The sequence below is a fragment of the Erythrobacter sp. JB1-4 genome (assembly GCF_057365025.1).
The window spans coordinates 1,994,461-2,010,534 of record NZ_CP200292.1 but is presented as its reverse complement, the minus strand read 5'-3'; the positions used below and the strand labels follow the sequence as shown (position 1 = coordinate 2,010,534).

Here is a 16,074-nt window from a genome sequence, read left to right as displayed (position 1 = left end):
CGCTAGATGGAACTTTGGACCGAAATGCGCACCGCAATGGTGCTTGCCCGCGCCGGAACGGTTTTAGCGGCTGCAAAAGAGCTGGGCATTCATCGCGCGACCGTGACTCGCCATATTGATGCACTTGAGCGTCATCTAGGAAAGAGGCTCTTCATTCGGCATCGCGATGGTTATTCGGTAACAAAGGAAGGCGAGAGCCTGGCCTCTTTGGCGCATGCGACCGACGACCTTCTTGATGGCTTTGTGTCACAGTTGGGTCTGGAGCGACCCAGCCTTAGTGGCTCTCTTAAGGTGACGGCGATAGGAGCTGCACATCCCTATTTCTTACCGGCCATTCAAAAATTTTCTGTTCTTAACCCAGACGTTTCGGTGCATCTCAAGTCCACGATTGACGTGCCAAACTTAGCACAACGCGAGGCAGATGTTGCGATACAGTTTGGTCAGAAGCCTGAGGAACTAGACTATGTTGTGCTACCCTCTCATGAGTTCAGTCTCGGGCTTTGTGCGAACAAGCGTTACGTTGAAACTCACGGCGCCCCAGAAAATGAGGAGGAGCTTGGAAACTATGATCTGATTGCGATCGAAAATAGCGAAGGGACGCTAGATCTGGTCAAAACCTTTTGTGTCGCTCGAAACTCGATCAAGCTAACTTCCAACGAGCCTAGCACTACTCTTCGCAGTATAAAGGAAGGGCTCGGTCTTGGTCTGGCGACGCTTAGAGAAATCGAGGAAGATCCTGACCTTATAGAGGTTCCAACTACTCGAACACCCCTCATTGTACCTGTTTGGATCGTCACCCATGTCGACCTTCACAGAACGAAACTGGTGACATCATTTGTGCGTCACCTCAGGATGTACGCTCAGTCACATCTGACTGATGTGCGGAGTGCCTCAAGCACAACGAGCACTGAATTAGACATCGATGCCAGCGAGTTCCCATGAACCGCCTAGTGCCAGATTGAGAGCAATCCACTGTTCCAAGCGCGCACGGCGGATCGCAACATAAGACTGGTCAGCGGTAAACTGGCGTTGTTGAATACTCAGGACATCGATTAAGTCAGTTTCGCCCTCTTTGTACCTCAGTCGTGCCAGCCGTACTGCTTCGACAGCTTCGTCGCGCGACCGGCGCAACTGATCTTCTCTTAGCCGGAATGCCTCTAGCTGATCTATTCCATCTTCTACCTCATTAAAGGCGGTCAACGCTGCGCTTGCGTAAGCTGCGATTGCTGCACGTTGATTGGCATCAGCTTCATCCACCTGAGCGTTCCGCAGGCCCCCATCAAAAACGGGCTGAAGCACGCTTCCAATGAGCGACCAGACCAGATTTCGTCCATCGAGAAGATCATTCAGCTCATTGGACGATCCCCCAATGCTTGCGGTTAGGTTGACGATGGGCAAACGCGCCGCACGCGCTTGATCAAGCAAGCCAAACGCGGATGCGACTTCGTATTCGGCAGCAATCAGATCGGGCCGTCTCTCCAAGAGCTGCGACGGTAGCCCGGCTGGGGGCGAAGGAGGCGTGGTCGGGAAGTCAGATGCGCCTTTTGCTAAGTTACCTGGATATCGTCCGAGCAAGATTTCAAGCGAGCGCACTGCGCTCCGCTTAGCGACAATTGCGCTTTCAAGGCTCTCCCTTACGGATGCGAGGTCTGAGGCCGAAGTACGGACATCCTGCGCGTCGGCATACCCTTCCCTCGCTCTTACACGTACCAGTCGATCCGTTTCAGCGTAGGATTCGAAGTTGGCTTGACTAACCTGCAGCAACAGCTCCGCTTCGATGATAGCGAAGTATGCAGAGGCAACTGCTGCAGCGAGAGAATGTTGGGCAAACTTGAAGTCCGCTTCCACCGCACGCGCATTGGCATATGCTGCGTTTCGACCAGCGCGAACACGTCCCCACAAATCAGCTTCCCACGAGGCCTGAAGGCTAAAATCCCAACTTGATTGCGACAGGACACTGCTGCTTTCACCACCTGTGCTGGGCGTATCGAACAGATCGCTCTCTGTCCCAGAAGCTGAGAATTCGACGCCCGGGAAAAGATCAGCCCGGCTTTGACGCGCAGCCGCATAACTCGCTTCGAGACTGGCAGTGGCTGACTGAATGTCGGGGTTCGCCAATTGTGCTTGTCGGACATAGTCCGACAACAAAGGGTCTCCCAGATGATCAATCCAGCCGATTTGCACTTCTCCCGGCTGTGCTCCCGCCACCAGCCATGTGTCGGGTAATTCCGGAAGGCTTTGTCGGGACGCGCTTCGAATGTCTCCCGGTGTGCTCAAAGTTGAGCAGGCAGATAGAGCCAGAAAGGCTGTTGCCGAAAATAACACGGCTAGAATGGTCCGCGATAGCTTCATGTAGCTTCCTCTAAGCTCTGCTCCGCTGTCTCATCGTTTCCGATGCGGAAAAGGATTGCATAGACGGTGGGGACCACTGCGAGCGTAAGGACTGTTCCAGAGGTCAGGCCAAAGACCAGGACTACAGCCATAGATTGAAAGAAGGCGTCGAAGAAAAGTGGGATAAGACCAAGTGCGGTCGTAGCAGCGCCGAGCACAACAGGGCTCAATCGGCTTTCAGAGCTATCGACTAGAGCATCAAATCTGGGTTTGCCATTCGCAATCTGTGCGTCGATCTCGTCCACCATCACGATCGCGTTCTGAATTAACAAGCCCGAAAGAGACAGCAAACCGAGGATTGCCATGAACTCGAGCGGTACGCCCATAACGATCAAGCCGAACACGACCCCAACAAGCGCAAAAGGGACTACGCACCAGATTACCAAGGGTTGGCGCAGTCCGTTGAAAAGGAAAATTGTTGCAAGAACCATTGCGCCGAAGCTGTATGGGACCACCGAAAACAGATCAGCATTTGCCTCGGCGCTGCTTCCTAATTCCCCATCCCATTCGAATGAGTATCCAGGCGGCAGTTCAATTGCCTCGATATCGCCTTGAATGTCGGCTTGAACATCACCCGCAAGCACGCCGGGTGCAGGATCAGCCTGAGCTGTGATTGAGTAGACTTGGTCTTCCTTCTTGATCCGGCCGTCTCTCCAGATAGTCTGGACAGAATTCGCCACTTGAATAAGCGGGACAGTATCTCCGGTTGAATTGCTGACCTGTGTTGTTGGAAGAAATTGTGCCGTTTCGCGTTCTCTTGCTGGCGCTCTGTATGTGATTGGGATCAGATCATCGCCTTCACGATAGGTCCCAACCTGTTCTCCTGAGAACGCGCGTGCGACTGCATTGCCGAGATCACTGCGCGAAACCCCTGCCCTTAGCGCCTGATCTTCTGCGTAGTCGACTTGGATTACTGGCACTTGCTGGCGCCAGCTATTCTCAACCATAATCGTGTCTGGATGGGCATTCAGAACAGCGGTCGCTTGATCGGCAAGACGCCTAAGCTGTGCGGGATCGGGGCCAAAGAACTTCGCCTGTATCTTCGCACCGCCGCTTGGCCCCATTGTGAAACGCCAGACCTTCGCTTGGCTGTCTGTTAGTTCGGTGGAGACGTAATCTTGAAGGGTCGCGATAACCCGGTCAATTTGGTCGAAGTTTTCGAGCTTTATGAGGAGTTGACCATAGGCGCTGTTCTGGCTTTCTGCGTCATAGATCAGCATGTAACGCTGCGTGCCTGCACCAACGAGCGTTTTGACATTGGTCACGCCTTCAATCGATTCAGCAAACTTGGCTACCTCTTGAAGCCTTGCATCCGTTATCGAGATGGCTGTTCCTTCCAGCCCCCAATAGTCGACCACCACCTGGGAGAGGTGCTCGCTGGAAAGAACCCAGACTTCACATAATTGAAGCCAAAGACCGAGAGCAAGAAGAGGCTAATTGCGCCAGTGAGCGTGAGATATCTTGCCCGGATCATGGTCCGAACAACAGACTTGAACCAGAGGAGGAAGCGGTTTGGCTTAGGCTCCGCATCCGAGGTTTCCTCCTCCTTCTTGAGCAGCAAGTCGCACAAGAATGGTGTCAAAGTGATCGCAAAAAGCCAGCTGTAGAACAGCGCAATCATAATCACCCAAAAGAGATCGCGCGTGAACTCCGCAACCGCACCCGGCGATAGACCGACGACCGAAAAAGCAAAAATGCACACTAGGGTGCCGACGAGTAGTAGCCAAAAGCAGCGGCTGACCACGTTACTGGCCGCTTTGATCGGGGCTTCCCCGCGACGCATCCCGGTTAGAATTCCGTCGGTAACAACAATCGCATTGTCGACCAACATGCCCAAAGCAATGATGAGGGCACCAAGAGAAATGCGATGCATTGGCACGTTCATCCAATACATCGTGGCCAAGGTCGCGGCGACCGTAATGAGAAGCATTGCACCGATGATGAGGCCAGAACGGATGCCGATAAAGATCAGCAGTGTGACAATTACAATTGCCAATGCGGACGCGAGATTGACGACAAAATCGCCTATCGCTTGATCAACGACTTTGCCTTGATGATAGAATTCCTGCAGCTCCATACCAGCTGGGCGAGCGCTCGATAGCTCAGCAAGTTTTGCGGTCAACGCTTCACCAATGGCAACCACGTTCGAGCCACTGTCTACGGCAATGCCAATGCCAATCGCTTGCTGCCCATCGTAATAGGCAAGAGAACTAGGGGGGTCGGTGTATCCGCGGGTCACCTTTGCTATGCTACCTAGCCGGGTGACACTGCCATCATTGGAGGAAATGAGAAGGTTTTCGATTGCTGCTACTGAGTCTACATCGCCAGTTGCTGTAATGACGACTTGCCGATCATCTATTTGCAAAGAGCCAGCCGGAACAATTGCGTTTTGAACTGAGAGTTGATCGAAGATTGCGTCAACGGATTTACCAAGGGATGCGACCGTCTCTGTCGGTATCTCAACGAAGATCACCTCATCCAAGTTTCCTGAGATGTTGATCTTGCTGACCCCATCTACTGCAAGTAGCTCCAGTCTAAGCTGCTCCGCGTATTCGTTCAGTTCGGCTAGATCGTATCCTTCTCCTGTTAGCATGTAGAGGATGCCGAATACGTCTCCATACTCGTCGTAGACCACCGATTGCGTCGCACCTGAAGGAAGCTCGGACTGCGCTTCGTCGACCTTGTTTCTGACCTTAGTCCAGATTGCTTCAAGCTGATCAGCAGACTTCGAAGCGGAGTACTTCACCTCAATCTGTATCTCGGAAAATCCATCAGATGATGTTGAGGTGATCGAATCAATTTCACCAATCTCTCGCAAGACGGTTTCAAGCGGAGTTGTAATTTCTTCGGCCACCTCTTGAGGGCTTGCGCCGGGATAGTTCGTCAAAACCTGCGCAATGCGGATCGTGAATTCAGGGTCTTCAAACCTGGGCATCTCGCGGTAGGCCTGAAACCCGATCACAAGCGACAACGCTATCGCAATCCACATAACCAGACGGTTTTTTATGCTGAATTCAGCAATGTTCATGGTCGCGACCTGGCTTCTGGCTGCAAAACCATCACCTTGACCATGGGCGAACCGCGTCGCCTTGATTTAGATATCCGCCGCCAGTTGCGACAATCGTATCACCTTCTTCAAGGCCACTGCTAATCTCGATCAGATCGCCAAAACTCGAGGCAACCTGCACTTCACGCTTGGCAATTGTCATTTCGGGGGAGACAACGATCCAAACGTATCTCCGATTGTCGCTGGTCCAAATAGAACTCAATGGAACACGAATGGCAGCTCTATCGCCCTCTGCCTGTTCAAAAAGCTGCACATCTGCGCGCAGTCTCGCTGTCATGCCGTTTAGGACAAGCACATCTGCGGGAGGCCTAAATGTGAAATGGGCTTGGAATGTTTGCGTCGAACTATCCGCTTGACCAGACGCCTCGCGGAAATTCGCCACCATCTCTCGCCCGGGCACGGCATCCAACTCTACAACAGCATCGATCTTACGGATTTTCGGCACGTCAGCCACAAATCGACCTGGGACATCAATGATCGCTTCAACTTGTCTGCTCTGTAGCGTCAGGACCGGAGACTGAGCCTGGATGCTCTGGAATTGCTCAACGTAGGTTTTGCCTACGCTGCCAGCAAAGGGCGCTCGAATAACGGTGTCGGCAAGGTCTTTCTTCGCGCTATCGAGTTGTGCTTGAGCTACCCTGCGTTCCGCCAATCTCCCCTCTAGTACGCTTTGCGAGATTGCGTCTTCTTCAATCAAGCGCAACGCCCGATCGTATTCGCTTTGGGCGTTATCGTATTCCGCCTGTGCTTGCGTCACTGCATTCTGAAAGGAGCGCGGATCGATCCGAGCGATCACATCGCCTCGGGCAAAAATACGTCCTTCGAGCGCATTCAACTCGATGATCCGACCGCTGACTTGGAAGGCAAGATCAGTCGTGCGGACCGAACGAATAGTTGCTGGGTAAACGATGCCAGATGACTGTTTGTTTCGGGTAACTTCGAAGAGTTTGACAGCTCTTGGTTCCGCAAGCTCTGCGCTCTGATCCATAGGAGAACAGGCACAAACCAACGCGAGAAGCGCAATGAGCCTAGTCCGGCGCAAATCTAGTCTCCCTTCATCAAATCCCACTGCCAATTTCTCGATTGGTATGCAGAAGTCGATGCCAGAACGCGCGCACGAGAACTCATTTGATGCGCGAAGTTCTGCGTTTTATTGAGAGGAGGGGCTTCTCCAGTCTCACAAAAGCTGGTGTGACTAATCCCGTAGGGAAGAATTCGAGTGCGCCGTCGCTAAATTGGCCGAAACTGGGTCGCTTCCGGAACGTCGGCTTTCGTGGGTTTGCCGCTCTAAACTGACATGCTGCTATCGGCCCATAATCTGACCCAAGCCCATCCCACTTAGAAGCCAGCCAATCAATGGGCGAAAACGCCTTAAATAGAGTGCATTTTCGGGATAAGTTCGAGCGCACTTCCGTCCATATATATCTGATTTTTCAGCTGAAAGGCATGGTGCCGCTTACAGGATTTGAACCTGTGACCCCATCATTACGAATGATGTGCTCTACCAACTGAGCTAAAGCGGCAAATTCTCGCATCTTGCGAGAGGGTGGAGGCCCGAGCCGGAATCGAACCGGCGTACACGGATTTGCAATCCGCTGCGTCACCACTCCGCCATCGGGCCGAGCGCCCAAAGTTGGGCAGAAGCGGCGCACTAGCGATTCGCGAGACTAAAGGCAATGCACTCCTGCTCAACAGACCGCTGATACCGTGCGTTTGCGCACAAGACGGCTGACGCAACGTCAATCTGGACCAACGCGTAAACGCAGGGCAAAGGATGCATTATGACTATTGCAAGCCTGCTTGAACCGATCACCGGCATGCCGGGCCCTGTGCACCTGACCCACGCACAAAATTGGATGCAAGGCCGCACGCTCTATGGCGGCGCATCGGCTCTTGTCGCCTTTACAATGGCAAAGCGCGCCTTTCCCGACTTGCCACCCTTGCGCGCTGCTCAAATCGGCTTCGTTGCGCCTGTGGGTGAAGAAATAGAGCTCTCCGCGCAGATTGTGCGACAAGGCCGCAATGTTACTCAAGTGCGCAGCGAAATTCGCAACGAGAAAGGCGTGGCTCTCACCGGTTTCTGGCTGTTTGCCGAGGACCGAGAGCCAAATGGAAAGCGTGCAGCCAACCCGCTAGTTGATTGGCCCGGCCCGCCTCAAGACAATCCGCGCGCGATGGAGGGAAAGGGGCCCCCATTCATCCAGAACAATTTTGAAATTCGCTATGGTCAAACCAAAGGCGACGACCACGGCGCAACGATCCGGCGATGGGCGCGTCTCACGGAAAATCACGACCTCGATCCGGTGAGCAAGCTTGTACTAATGGGAGATGTTATGCCGCCCGGAGCCATGCGGATCATGGAGCGGCCCGGCCCCATTAGTTCGATCAATTGGTCTTTCAATGTGCTTGATCCGCACACCCGGTCAGCAGACGGCTGGTATCTTTCAGAGAACGCCAGCCAGCATTTGGATGCAGGTTACTCCTCTGAGCGCTTACGCATGTATGACGCAGAAGGCCGCCAAGTTCTCGACGGCCTTCAGTGCGTGGCTGTATTCGGTTAAGCGAGTTTTGCTAAACCCCTCTGGGGCAAGGCCAAAGATACCTATGCTGCGACGTCGTCAAAAACGCCTGGGCGCTTTTGCATTGATGACATGACTGCCTCGATCTGGTTCTTCGTGCGGCTGATTTTATCCTGCTCAAGGCTTTCGCTCATCAAAATGTCATCTGTTCGCTCATTTTGCATCACTTCCTGGAGACGTTTTGCCGCGCGAATAGCATCAGGGTTTTTGCCTGCGATCACTTCGGCAATCTCCATGGCGCGGGCGAGTGGTTCATCCTCTACATAGGTTGCAAAACCAAGTGACTGCGCCTCTGCGCCGGAGAACTCTCTGTTGGTGTAAACGAGCTCACGCAATACGTCATCGCGCACCAAACCGCGCCAAAGCGCATATCCTGCCATATCAGGCACCAAGCCCCACTTCATTTCCATGACGGCCATTCGGGTCTCGGGATGAATGATGCGGATGTCCGCACCGCTTGCGATCTGCAAGCCGCCCCCAAAGCATACGCCATGGACTGCCGCAATGACTGGCACACCCAAACGGCGCCATTGATACGCGACCTCTTGGAACTTGTTGGTGTTGCCATGAGTGCGCGTTTCGAGCCGATGTGATGTGGCACCATCAGAATTGGTGAAGTTGTTTAGGTCGATACCTGCACAAAATGCGCGCCCCTCACCAGATAAGACCACAACGCGCACACCCGACGTGCTTGCAAGAAGTTGCGCGGCCTCAATCATGGCGTCGAACATTGCTGGATCGAGCGCGTTCATTTTGTCGGTACGAACAAAGCGCACATGGGCAATGCCATTATCGGCAAGCTCGATTGTGACGCGCTCATTGGTTGAGAGGGTTTGGACCTGTGACATTCTCATCTCTCCGTTGGGATATGCTGTTTGCCAGATGGTGTGCAGCAAGCGTGGGAAACTGTCCAGCCGTCAGTTGCAGGCTGCAACCTTATCGGCGCAATCTCAAAGGAAGAGTGAGCAAAACAGCCCTTATCACGAGGTGAAACCGTTAGTCTGAAAGCCCCAACGAGGGTCTCAGCTGGTCTCGATGAATGCCATGTCCATGTCTTTTTGCGGAGCGTTGACGAGGTATCCCCCATCAGGGTGCGTTACGACTGTCCCTGCAAGGCCAAGTGGCTCAAGTTTGCTTCGGATGCGCGCCACATGGACGGCGACGCTGTTGGTCTCTGGCTCATAATCAATGCGCCAGACATCAAAGAGAAGCTGGCGTTTCGTGACCCGGTTGCCAGCCTCTTCAGCCAGCCTCCAAAGAACCTCGAATTCTCTGGGATGAAAGGCGAGCCAATGGTCATCCACACGCCCATCGCGGTGAAACAGATCAAGGGTGACCTCACCCGCCTGCCTAAAGCGGGGAATGAGGGTTCCGTTATCGGGAAAAAACCGGCTTGCGACTTTTGAACTCATGAAGTGCCCCCGCGCGCATCGAATAGACCGCGTCCTTTGTAAAAATGAGATGGTCGAGCAACTCGATATCGAGCGCTGTGGCTACCGTTTCCAATCGGCGCGTTGAAAGAATGTCCGCGCGGCTTGGACGACAAAGCCCAGATGGATGATTATGTGCGACCAGAATTCCATTTGCATTGTGAGAGAGCGCTTTTGCGAAAATATCTCTCATGCGCAGTGACAAGCAGCCTGACCCACCGGCCCCCATCGGACAATCGCCGATATAAGCCCCGGCATGGTCAACAAAGAGCACGTGAAACCGTTCAGCGTTGGCAGGATGAGCGATCACCATCGCCCTCAAAAATTCCACCATCGCGCAATCTTGCCATGCGGTTTTGCATGGTACGGTCCTGGGCTCAGCTTTTATCATTTCAGCTCATCCCGCCAGGATGGCTGCCCTGCTTTTTGCCATACGGCCGTGCCTGCGCCTTTGTGAGGCAAGGGCGCAGCGCTTACGCCGATCGCTGGTTTGCTAACCCGCCAGGCGCGATAGTGGCCGTGCTTGCGCTGTCTTTGTAAGTGCCTTGCAAGTCCAATCCCAAGAAGGAACAGCTGTATCCAACCTGGCGCTATAAACATGACGGCATAGGTGACAGGTGAGATCAGATCGGCCAGGCTTCGTGCCATATGGGCAGTCACGGCTAAGACCTGCATCCCTGCAATCCACAAGGTGTAATTGCGGTTCGCATTCAGCGCGATCAGAACAAATAGCACACAAGCAACGCCATCGGAGCTTGCAACAAACCAATCAACTCCGCCAAGTTGGACGCTAGGTCCGTAGATCCAGTCCTGAACCCTGCCAGCGACCTCAAAAACGATCAGCCAAGTCGCCGCGACCGCGCGTTCCGGACCCCCGCCCCAGACGATCGCTGCCAAACAAAAAGTGATTGCAACGATGTCTTGGACGTTGGTTCGGTATTCAAGAAGGAGCGCGTCCAACATCTAGCTTATGCTTCTACAGCAACCTTGAGAGGTGATTTGGCTTCAGCCGGTTCGATATCCGCTTCAAGGAGTTCAGTCGGAATGTCTTCGTCTCCCGCCATTCGTTCGCGAGCCACTTTACTAAGTTCGTCATGAACTCGAAGCAAGCTTGTCGACATGCTCAAAGCTTGGGATTCCGCTTGGTTAAGACGCAGGAGCGCCCGCTGGCCGGTGTCCACTTCCACATTGGGGTTTTGTCTTGCGGTCAGCATGGCTTGCTTCAACCGAGCAAAGGCCAGCATAGATTCGTCAGCAAGCGCCTCTGCCTCGCGAACCAGTTTCTTAAGGTTATGGGCATCAGCGAGCATACGATCAGTCATATCAGGTCTCCGTGCCCCTCCTCACTCGTTAGGAGAAGCCTTGTTGGTCAACCGGGACAGCAACGCGATCGTCCAGCGCCTCACTTAGTGTCACAGCAGCTGTGACAGTAAGAACCACTGCAGCCAGGAAGCCAAAGGCAATCCCAACAATCGCAGCGAGGCGGAGCCAGACGGCGTTTTCGCCATCGAGCGCCCGGGGGACGACCTGCGGTTCGCCGGGGCGCAGCCAAGGCGCCTCGTCAACCATAGATGAAACATCGCGGATCACGAGTTCGCCTGGGTCGTCCTGCACCAATGGATCACCGATTAGCGCACTGATGGGCACCTGATTTTTGCTGTATATAGCTTCGCTTAAGCCCTGAACTCCAACCTCAACCTCTTGATCTATAGGTTCTTTTTCGAGATTTTCAGATTCTTCCTTGGCGATCTTTTCTGCACGATAAGCCTCAACAAGGTCGGTGAGACTTTCCGCCTTATAGATATTCTTAAGGGCCCTGATATGTTGGTTTATTCGAGTCTCTGAGACTCCAAGTTCACGCGCAATAACTTTGATAGGGGTGCGTCGATCGATCCGTTCGATGACGGCCTGTTGCCTATTTGTAAGGGGTCGCAGTGTATCCCACGACATGCCAACCTCCTACGTTAATCCAATTAGCTTAACTTACATCAAAATCGGACCAGTTGTCCAATTAACTCCACGCAAGACAGCGACGAAAATAAGTTACTCATCTGTGCAATCACGCTGCAGAAGAATTCATTCCCATTGCTGAAAAGTAACGTTTTATATTACGAGCAGCCTGCCTTAGTCTTTGCTCGTTTTCGACCATTGCTATTCTGACAAAACCCTCGCCTTCCTCGCCATAGCCAACGCCCGGCGCAACAGCGACTTGTGCTTCTGTCAATAATTGCTTCGAAAATTCAAGGCTTCCCATGTCTTTCAATGCCGGTGGAAGCGGTGCCCAAGCGAACATTGAGGCGGGAGGTGGCGGAATATCCCAGCCGGCGCGGCCGAATGCTTCAACCATGACATCGCGGCGTTTTTGATAAAGTTGCCGATTCGATTCCACGATGTCCTGGGGACCATTCAGCGCCGCACAGGCCGCTGCTTGAATGGGTGTAAAGGCACCGTAATCGAGATAGGATTTGACCCGGGTAAGAGCTGCAATCAGCTGCTTATTGCCAACCGCAAACCCCATGCGCCAACCGGCCATGGAATAGGTCTTGCTCATACTCGTGAACTCGACGGCCACATCTTTTGCACCGGGCACCTGCATGATTGAGGGTGTGGGGTTGCCGTCGTAATACAGCTCTGAATAAGCAAGGTCAGAAAGCACCCACACCTTGTTATCGCGCGCCCATTCCACCAGCCGCTCATAGAACGCAAGGTCCACAATTTCAGAGGTCGGGTTAGACGGATAACTCACGACTAATACGCTCGGGCGCGGCACTGTGAAATTCATCGCACTTTCGAGGGAACGCCAATAATCCTCGTCCGGCGTCGTCGGAACAGCACGAATAGTGGCGCCTGCGATAATGAAGCCGAAGGTATGGATGGGATACGAGGGGTTAGGGGCAAGCACCACATCACCGGGCGCAGTGATCGCGGTCGCGAGGCTACCAAGCCCTTCTTTTGATCCCATGGTGACGACAACTTCGGTCTCTGGGTCAAGATCAACCCCGAACCTGCGGGCATAATAATTGGCCTGCGCACGCCTTAGGCCCGGAATGCCTTTCGACTGGGAATACCCATGCGCATCAGGCTTGGCTGCCACTTCGCATAATTTATCAATAACATGCTGGGGCGGAGGCTGATCTGGATTACCCATGCCGAGGTCGATAATGTCCTCCCCCGCCTGGCGGGCGGCGTGGCGCATCGAATTGACTTCAGCAATCACATACGGCGGAAGCCGCTTCATCCGATAAAATTGTTCGTTCATTACGTCCTGCCCGAGTGCCTGTAGCGGCGATTGACTTACCATTTGCTGCAAGCCTTTTGTGAATATCTCATTCGCCAAAGACTTTCTATATACGCCGCTTTAGCTACGCCGCCACAAGATTGCGCTATCAGGCTGGCAAAACGATGTATCGGAGCATATGGTGCGCCGTAGTGCAGATGGGACCGCGATAATGGCTGACGAAAAGAAAGACGGCGAGGGGGCTTCCTCTTTTTTCGACAATCCGTTTGCGCCCGGTGCTCCTTTAAGCTCCCTTATGGCAATGCAAGGCGAGGCGCTTCAGTCTCTTTTTTCGCAAATCCCCTCAGGAGCAGCGCAGTGGCCCCAAGGGAACGCCCCTGCACTGCCGGAGGGCACGAACCCGCTAGACTTGGGCCCTCTAGACTTGGGCGACCTTGGCGAATGGACCAAGGCCAGCACCGAAATGCATGCGATGTGGCTTCAATTTGTCACCAATCAAGCTGCCAAAGGCAGCAAAGGCAGCGCCTCTGCTCGGAACCTGCTTGATCCAGCGCAATGGCTCTTGATCTCGCAAAGCATGGTCAGAACTCTGCCGAGCGACATCCTTAAACCGGCTGAACTTGCCAAGACGCAGGCTAAAATCGCCGGAGATGCATTGCAGCTTTGGCAGGGGGTCGCCAAACAACTTCTGAGCGGCGCAAGCGAGCTTCCCAATGCTGTCCTAGCGGGGGCATCTGGTGATCAGGACAATCCCGCCCTTCCCCGATCAGACAGGCGATTTGCTGATCCTGCTTGGCGCGAGAATCCAGCCTTTGCTCTGCTGCATCAAACGTATCTGATGCTGACAGAGTATTTCCAACGCGCCGCCAGCAATATGGATGGGCTCGAAGACGAGAAAAAGGTCCAGCTCAAGTTTGCCATCAATGCTTTGTCCGAAGCCATGAGCCCGGGAAATTTCCTTGCGACCAATCCGGTGGTGCTCAAACGCACGGTGGAGACGCGCGGGCAAAACCTTGTAAATGGCATGCGCCACCTTATCGCCGACCTTGAGCGCGGACAACTCACCCATACCGACCCCAATGCCTTCACCTTAGGGGAAAACTTAGCCGCCACCCCTGGCAAGGTGGTTGCGCAAACACCGCTCTATCAGCTGATCCAATATTCGCCGTCGACCAAGGACGTTTACGAAGTCCCATTGGTAATCTTCCCGCCTTGGATCAACCGATTTTATATTCTCGATCTCACCGCGCAAAAGAGCTTTATCAAATGGGCGGTCGATCAGGGCATCACCGTTTTTGTGGTCAGCTGGAAATCAGCCGATGATACAATGGGCGAGGTGGTCTGGGACGATTACATCCGCGCCCAGATCGAGGCGATCGACACCATCTGCGAGCGGCTGGAAGTGCCGAGCGTTCATGCAATCGGATATTGCGTGGCAGGCACAACTCTGGCCGCAACACTCGCCATACTGACCGCTCGAGGCGAAGCCGAAAAAGTCAAAAGCTCGACGTTCTTCACAGCTCAAGTCGATTTTGATCGAAGCGGCGACCTTAAGCACTTTATCGGCGACGGGCAGCTTGAATTGATTGGACAGCTTTCTCCTGAAGGATATCTCGATGGACGCTATCTTGCAGCGACCTTCAATGCGCTGCGCGGTAAAGATCTCATCTGGAACTATGTGATCAACAATTATCTGCTGGGAGAGGATTACCCGGCTTTTGACCTTCTTCATTGGAATGGAGATGTCACTAACCTGCCAGCGAAATGGCATAATGATTATCTGCGCGACTTATACCGCGACAACAAGCTGGTGGTCCCCGGTGCGCTGGAAGCCGACGGGACGCCGATAGACCTTACCATGGTTGAAACGCCAACCTTTGTTCAAGCAGGCCGCGAAGACCACATTGCGCCCGCTGAGAGCGTGTGGCGTTTAACAGATCACTTCAAAGGGCCGCTGGAATTTCTGCTTGCAGGCTCAGGCCACATTGCAGGCGTTGTGAACCACCCGGATGCCGGCAAATATCAATATTGGCTCGGCGATAAGAATGCAGGCTCGCTTTCGCAATTCATCGAAAGCGCAAGCGAGCACCCTGGCAGTTGGTGGCCCTACTGGCTTGAGTGGCTTGATGGGCAGGCGAGTGCAAAAGTTCCTGCGACCGGCAAACGCAAGCCCGGCGGACGCGGGGATAAGGTGATTGAAGATGCACCGGGGACCTATGTGAAATCGCGCTAATAGTGTTAAGAACACCCGCAGTCCGCCCCTATCCTTCTGTAATAAAAACACTTTCTTGATTTTTGTGCACCGCACAAAAAATTCTTGACTTCGCAGCTGCAATGCCTATTTTGTGCAGTGCAACAAACGGAGTTAATCATGGCCGACGCCAAGACGACATCAAAAATTGACGCTGCTGCTGAAAAAGTGAAAGCTGAGACGGCTGCGAAGAAAACCGTGAGCGCTGCAAGAGTTGCCGACGCGGTTGAAGCCGATGCACCAAAACCCGCTGTCAGCACCAAGGCGGTCAAAAAAGCAGTCGCTGCTCCTGCGAAGAAGCGCGCCCCTGCTGCCCGCAAGGTGGCTGCGAAAAAAGCGCCTGCAAAGAAAACTCCAGCCAAGAAGCCTGTGGCAAAGAAAGCACCGGCGAAAAAGGCACCAGCTAAAGTGGCGGCGAAGACAGCCGCGACCACTAACCCCATTTCAAAACTCAAGGACACCATCATGGCAACCGCAGAAAAAACCGACCTGACCGCTGATATCGCAACCAAGGCCAAAGAGTTTGCTGCAGACGCACAAACCCGCGTCAAAGGCGCCTACGGTAAAGCAAGCGAGCTTGCTTCAGAAGCTGGCGAATTCAACAAAGCAAACGTTGAAGCTGTTGTTGAAAGCGGCAAGATCTTCGTTGCTGGTGCGCAAGAACTCGTGAAATCAGACGTCGAAACCGGCAAAGCTGTGATCGAGACTGTTTCTGCAGACGCCAAGAAAGTTGTTGCGATCAAATCACCAACCGAGCTTTTCGAACTTCAAGGCGAAATCGTTCGTCGTAACTTCGATGCTGCGGTTTCTTTCGGCTCACAGCGCACCGAAGCCATCGTAAAACTTTACAACGACGCCTTTGCACCGATCTCAAACCGCGTGAGCGTTGCTGCTGAAAAAGTTTCGAAGGCCGCTTAATCAAGCAACCATTTGAGTTCCTAAGCCGGGCCTCTCTCCTCTCTCTCTTCGCCCGGTTTACGAAAGAGCGCGAAAGCGCAGGGACCAGAAAGACCCCCCGGTCTTTCTGGTCCTTTTATTTTGTGCTCATGGCCCAATGCGAGGGGATTGCCTGAGAGAAAGTGCTGGATCGGCGCGGTCTTAGCTTGCGTGACGGCAAA

The 16,074-nt window shown here is 53.6% G+C and carries 15 protein-coding genes and 2 tRNA genes; 4 read left to right on the top strand and 13 right to left on the bottom strand.

Annotated elements, in window-relative coordinates; translation table 11 throughout:
* Positions 1 to 6: 6 nt before the first annotated feature.
* Positions 7 to 942 carry a LysR family transcriptional regulator gene (locus AC0V61_RS09470; protein WP_486156998.1) on the top strand — a complete coding sequence of 312 codons (936 nt, stop codon included), beginning with the start codon at positions 7 to 9 and terminating at the stop codon, positions 940 to 942.
* On the opposite strand, the gene AC0V61_RS09465 is transcribed toward AC0V61_RS09470, so the two are convergent.
* The 6 genes from AC0V61_RS09465 to AC0V61_RS09440 form a co-directional block, all read right to left on the bottom strand.
* Positions 913 to 2,352 carry an efflux transporter outer membrane subunit gene (locus AC0V61_RS09465; RefSeq protein ID WP_486156997.1) on the bottom strand — a complete coding sequence of 480 codons (1,440 nt, stop codon included), beginning with the start codon at positions 2,350 to 2,352 and terminating at the stop codon, positions 913 to 915. The genes AC0V61_RS09470 and AC0V61_RS09465 overlap by 30 nt on opposite strands.
* Positions 2,349 to 3,749, bottom strand: coding sequence for an efflux RND transporter permease subunit (locus AC0V61_RS09460; RefSeq protein ID WP_486156996.1), 1,401 nt, complete (start codon positions 3,747 to 3,749; stop codon positions 2,349 to 2,351). Before AC0V61_RS09460 ends, AC0V61_RS09465 begins: the two co-directional genes overlap by 4 nt.
* A complete protein-coding gene (locus AC0V61_RS09455; protein WP_486156995.1) occupies positions 3,707 to 5,419 on the bottom strand; it encodes an efflux RND transporter permease subunit in 1,713 nt (570 codons plus the stop codon). The genes AC0V61_RS09460 and AC0V61_RS09455 overlap by 43 nt, the downstream gene beginning before the upstream one ends.
* Positions 5,420 to 5,450: 31 nt before the next feature.
* Positions 5,451 to 6,446, bottom strand: a complete 996-nt coding sequence (locus AC0V61_RS09450; RefSeq protein ID WP_486156994.1) for an efflux RND transporter periplasmic adaptor subunit — start codon at positions 6,444 to 6,446, stop codon at positions 5,451 to 5,453.
* 459 nt (positions 6,447 to 6,905) lie between these two features.
* A tRNA-Thr gene (locus tag AC0V61_RS09445) sits at positions 6,906 to 6,981 on the bottom strand.
* A gap of 24 nt (positions 6,982 to 7,005) precedes the next feature.
* Positions 7,006 to 7,079 (bottom strand) — tRNA-Cys (locus AC0V61_RS09440).
* 160 nt (positions 7,080 to 7,239) lie between these two features.
* On the opposite strand from AC0V61_RS09440, the gene AC0V61_RS09435 reads away from it, so the two are divergent.
* Positions 7,240 to 8,019: a thioesterase family protein gene (locus AC0V61_RS09435; protein ID WP_486156993.1), complete on the top strand. Its 780-nt coding sequence runs from the start codon at positions 7,240 to 7,242 to the stop codon at positions 8,017 to 8,019.
* 41 nt (positions 8,020 to 8,060) lie between these two features.
* Here AC0V61_RS09435 and AC0V61_RS09430 read toward each other — a convergent pair whose 3' ends face one another.
* From AC0V61_RS09430 to AC0V61_RS09400, 7 genes are all read right to left on the bottom strand, one after another.
* Complete coding sequence (locus AC0V61_RS09430) at positions 8,061 to 8,885, bottom strand: crotonase/enoyl-CoA hydratase family protein (protein WP_486156992.1); 825 nt, start codon at positions 8,883 to 8,885, stop codon at positions 8,061 to 8,063.
* A 174-nt stretch (positions 8,886 to 9,059) separates the two neighbouring features.
* Positions 9,060 to 9,449, bottom strand: a complete 390-nt coding sequence (locus AC0V61_RS09425; protein ID WP_486156991.1) for a winged helix-turn-helix domain-containing protein — start codon at positions 9,447 to 9,449, stop codon at positions 9,060 to 9,062.
* A complete protein-coding gene (locus AC0V61_RS09420) occupies positions 9,412 to 9,801 on the bottom strand; it encodes a JAB domain-containing protein (protein WP_486156990.1) in 390 nt (129 codons plus the stop codon). The genes AC0V61_RS09425 and AC0V61_RS09420 overlap by 38 nt, the downstream gene beginning before the upstream one ends.
* A 53-nt stretch (positions 9,802 to 9,854) precedes the next feature.
* Complete coding sequence (locus AC0V61_RS09415; protein WP_486156989.1) at positions 9,855 to 10,430, bottom strand: hypothetical protein; 576 nt, start codon at positions 10,428 to 10,430, stop codon at positions 9,855 to 9,857.
* 5 nt (positions 10,431 to 10,435) lie between these two features.
* Positions 10,436 to 10,789: a hypothetical protein gene (locus AC0V61_RS09410; protein WP_486156988.1), complete on the bottom strand. Its 354-nt coding sequence runs from the start codon at positions 10,787 to 10,789 to the stop codon at positions 10,436 to 10,438.
* 28 nt (positions 10,790 to 10,817) lie between these two features.
* Complete coding sequence (locus AC0V61_RS09405) at positions 10,818 to 11,417, bottom strand: hypothetical protein (protein ID WP_486156987.1); 600 nt, start codon at positions 11,415 to 11,417, stop codon at positions 10,818 to 10,820.
* A 109-nt stretch (positions 11,418 to 11,526) separates the two neighbouring features.
* Positions 11,527 to 12,726 carry an LL-diaminopimelate aminotransferase gene (locus AC0V61_RS09400; protein WP_486159515.1) on the bottom strand — a complete coding sequence of 400 codons (1,200 nt, stop codon included), beginning with the start codon at positions 12,724 to 12,726 and terminating at the stop codon, positions 11,527 to 11,529.
* Positions 12,727 to 12,916: 190 nt separating this feature from the next.
* Between AC0V61_RS09400 and AC0V61_RS09395 the strand changes: the two genes are divergently transcribed.
* Together AC0V61_RS09395 and AC0V61_RS09390 are read left to right on the top strand one after the other, a co-directional pair.
* Complete coding sequence (locus AC0V61_RS09395) at positions 12,917 to 14,938, top strand: PHA/PHB synthase family protein (RefSeq protein ID WP_486156986.1); 2,022 nt, start codon at positions 12,917 to 12,919, stop codon at positions 14,936 to 14,938.
* 138 nt (positions 14,939 to 15,076) lie between these two features.
* Positions 15,077 to 15,874: a phasin family protein gene (locus AC0V61_RS09390; RefSeq protein ID WP_486156985.1), complete on the top strand. Its 798-nt coding sequence runs from the start codon at positions 15,077 to 15,079 to the stop codon at positions 15,872 to 15,874.
* The last annotated feature ends 200 nt before the right edge of the window (positions 15,875 to 16,074 follow it).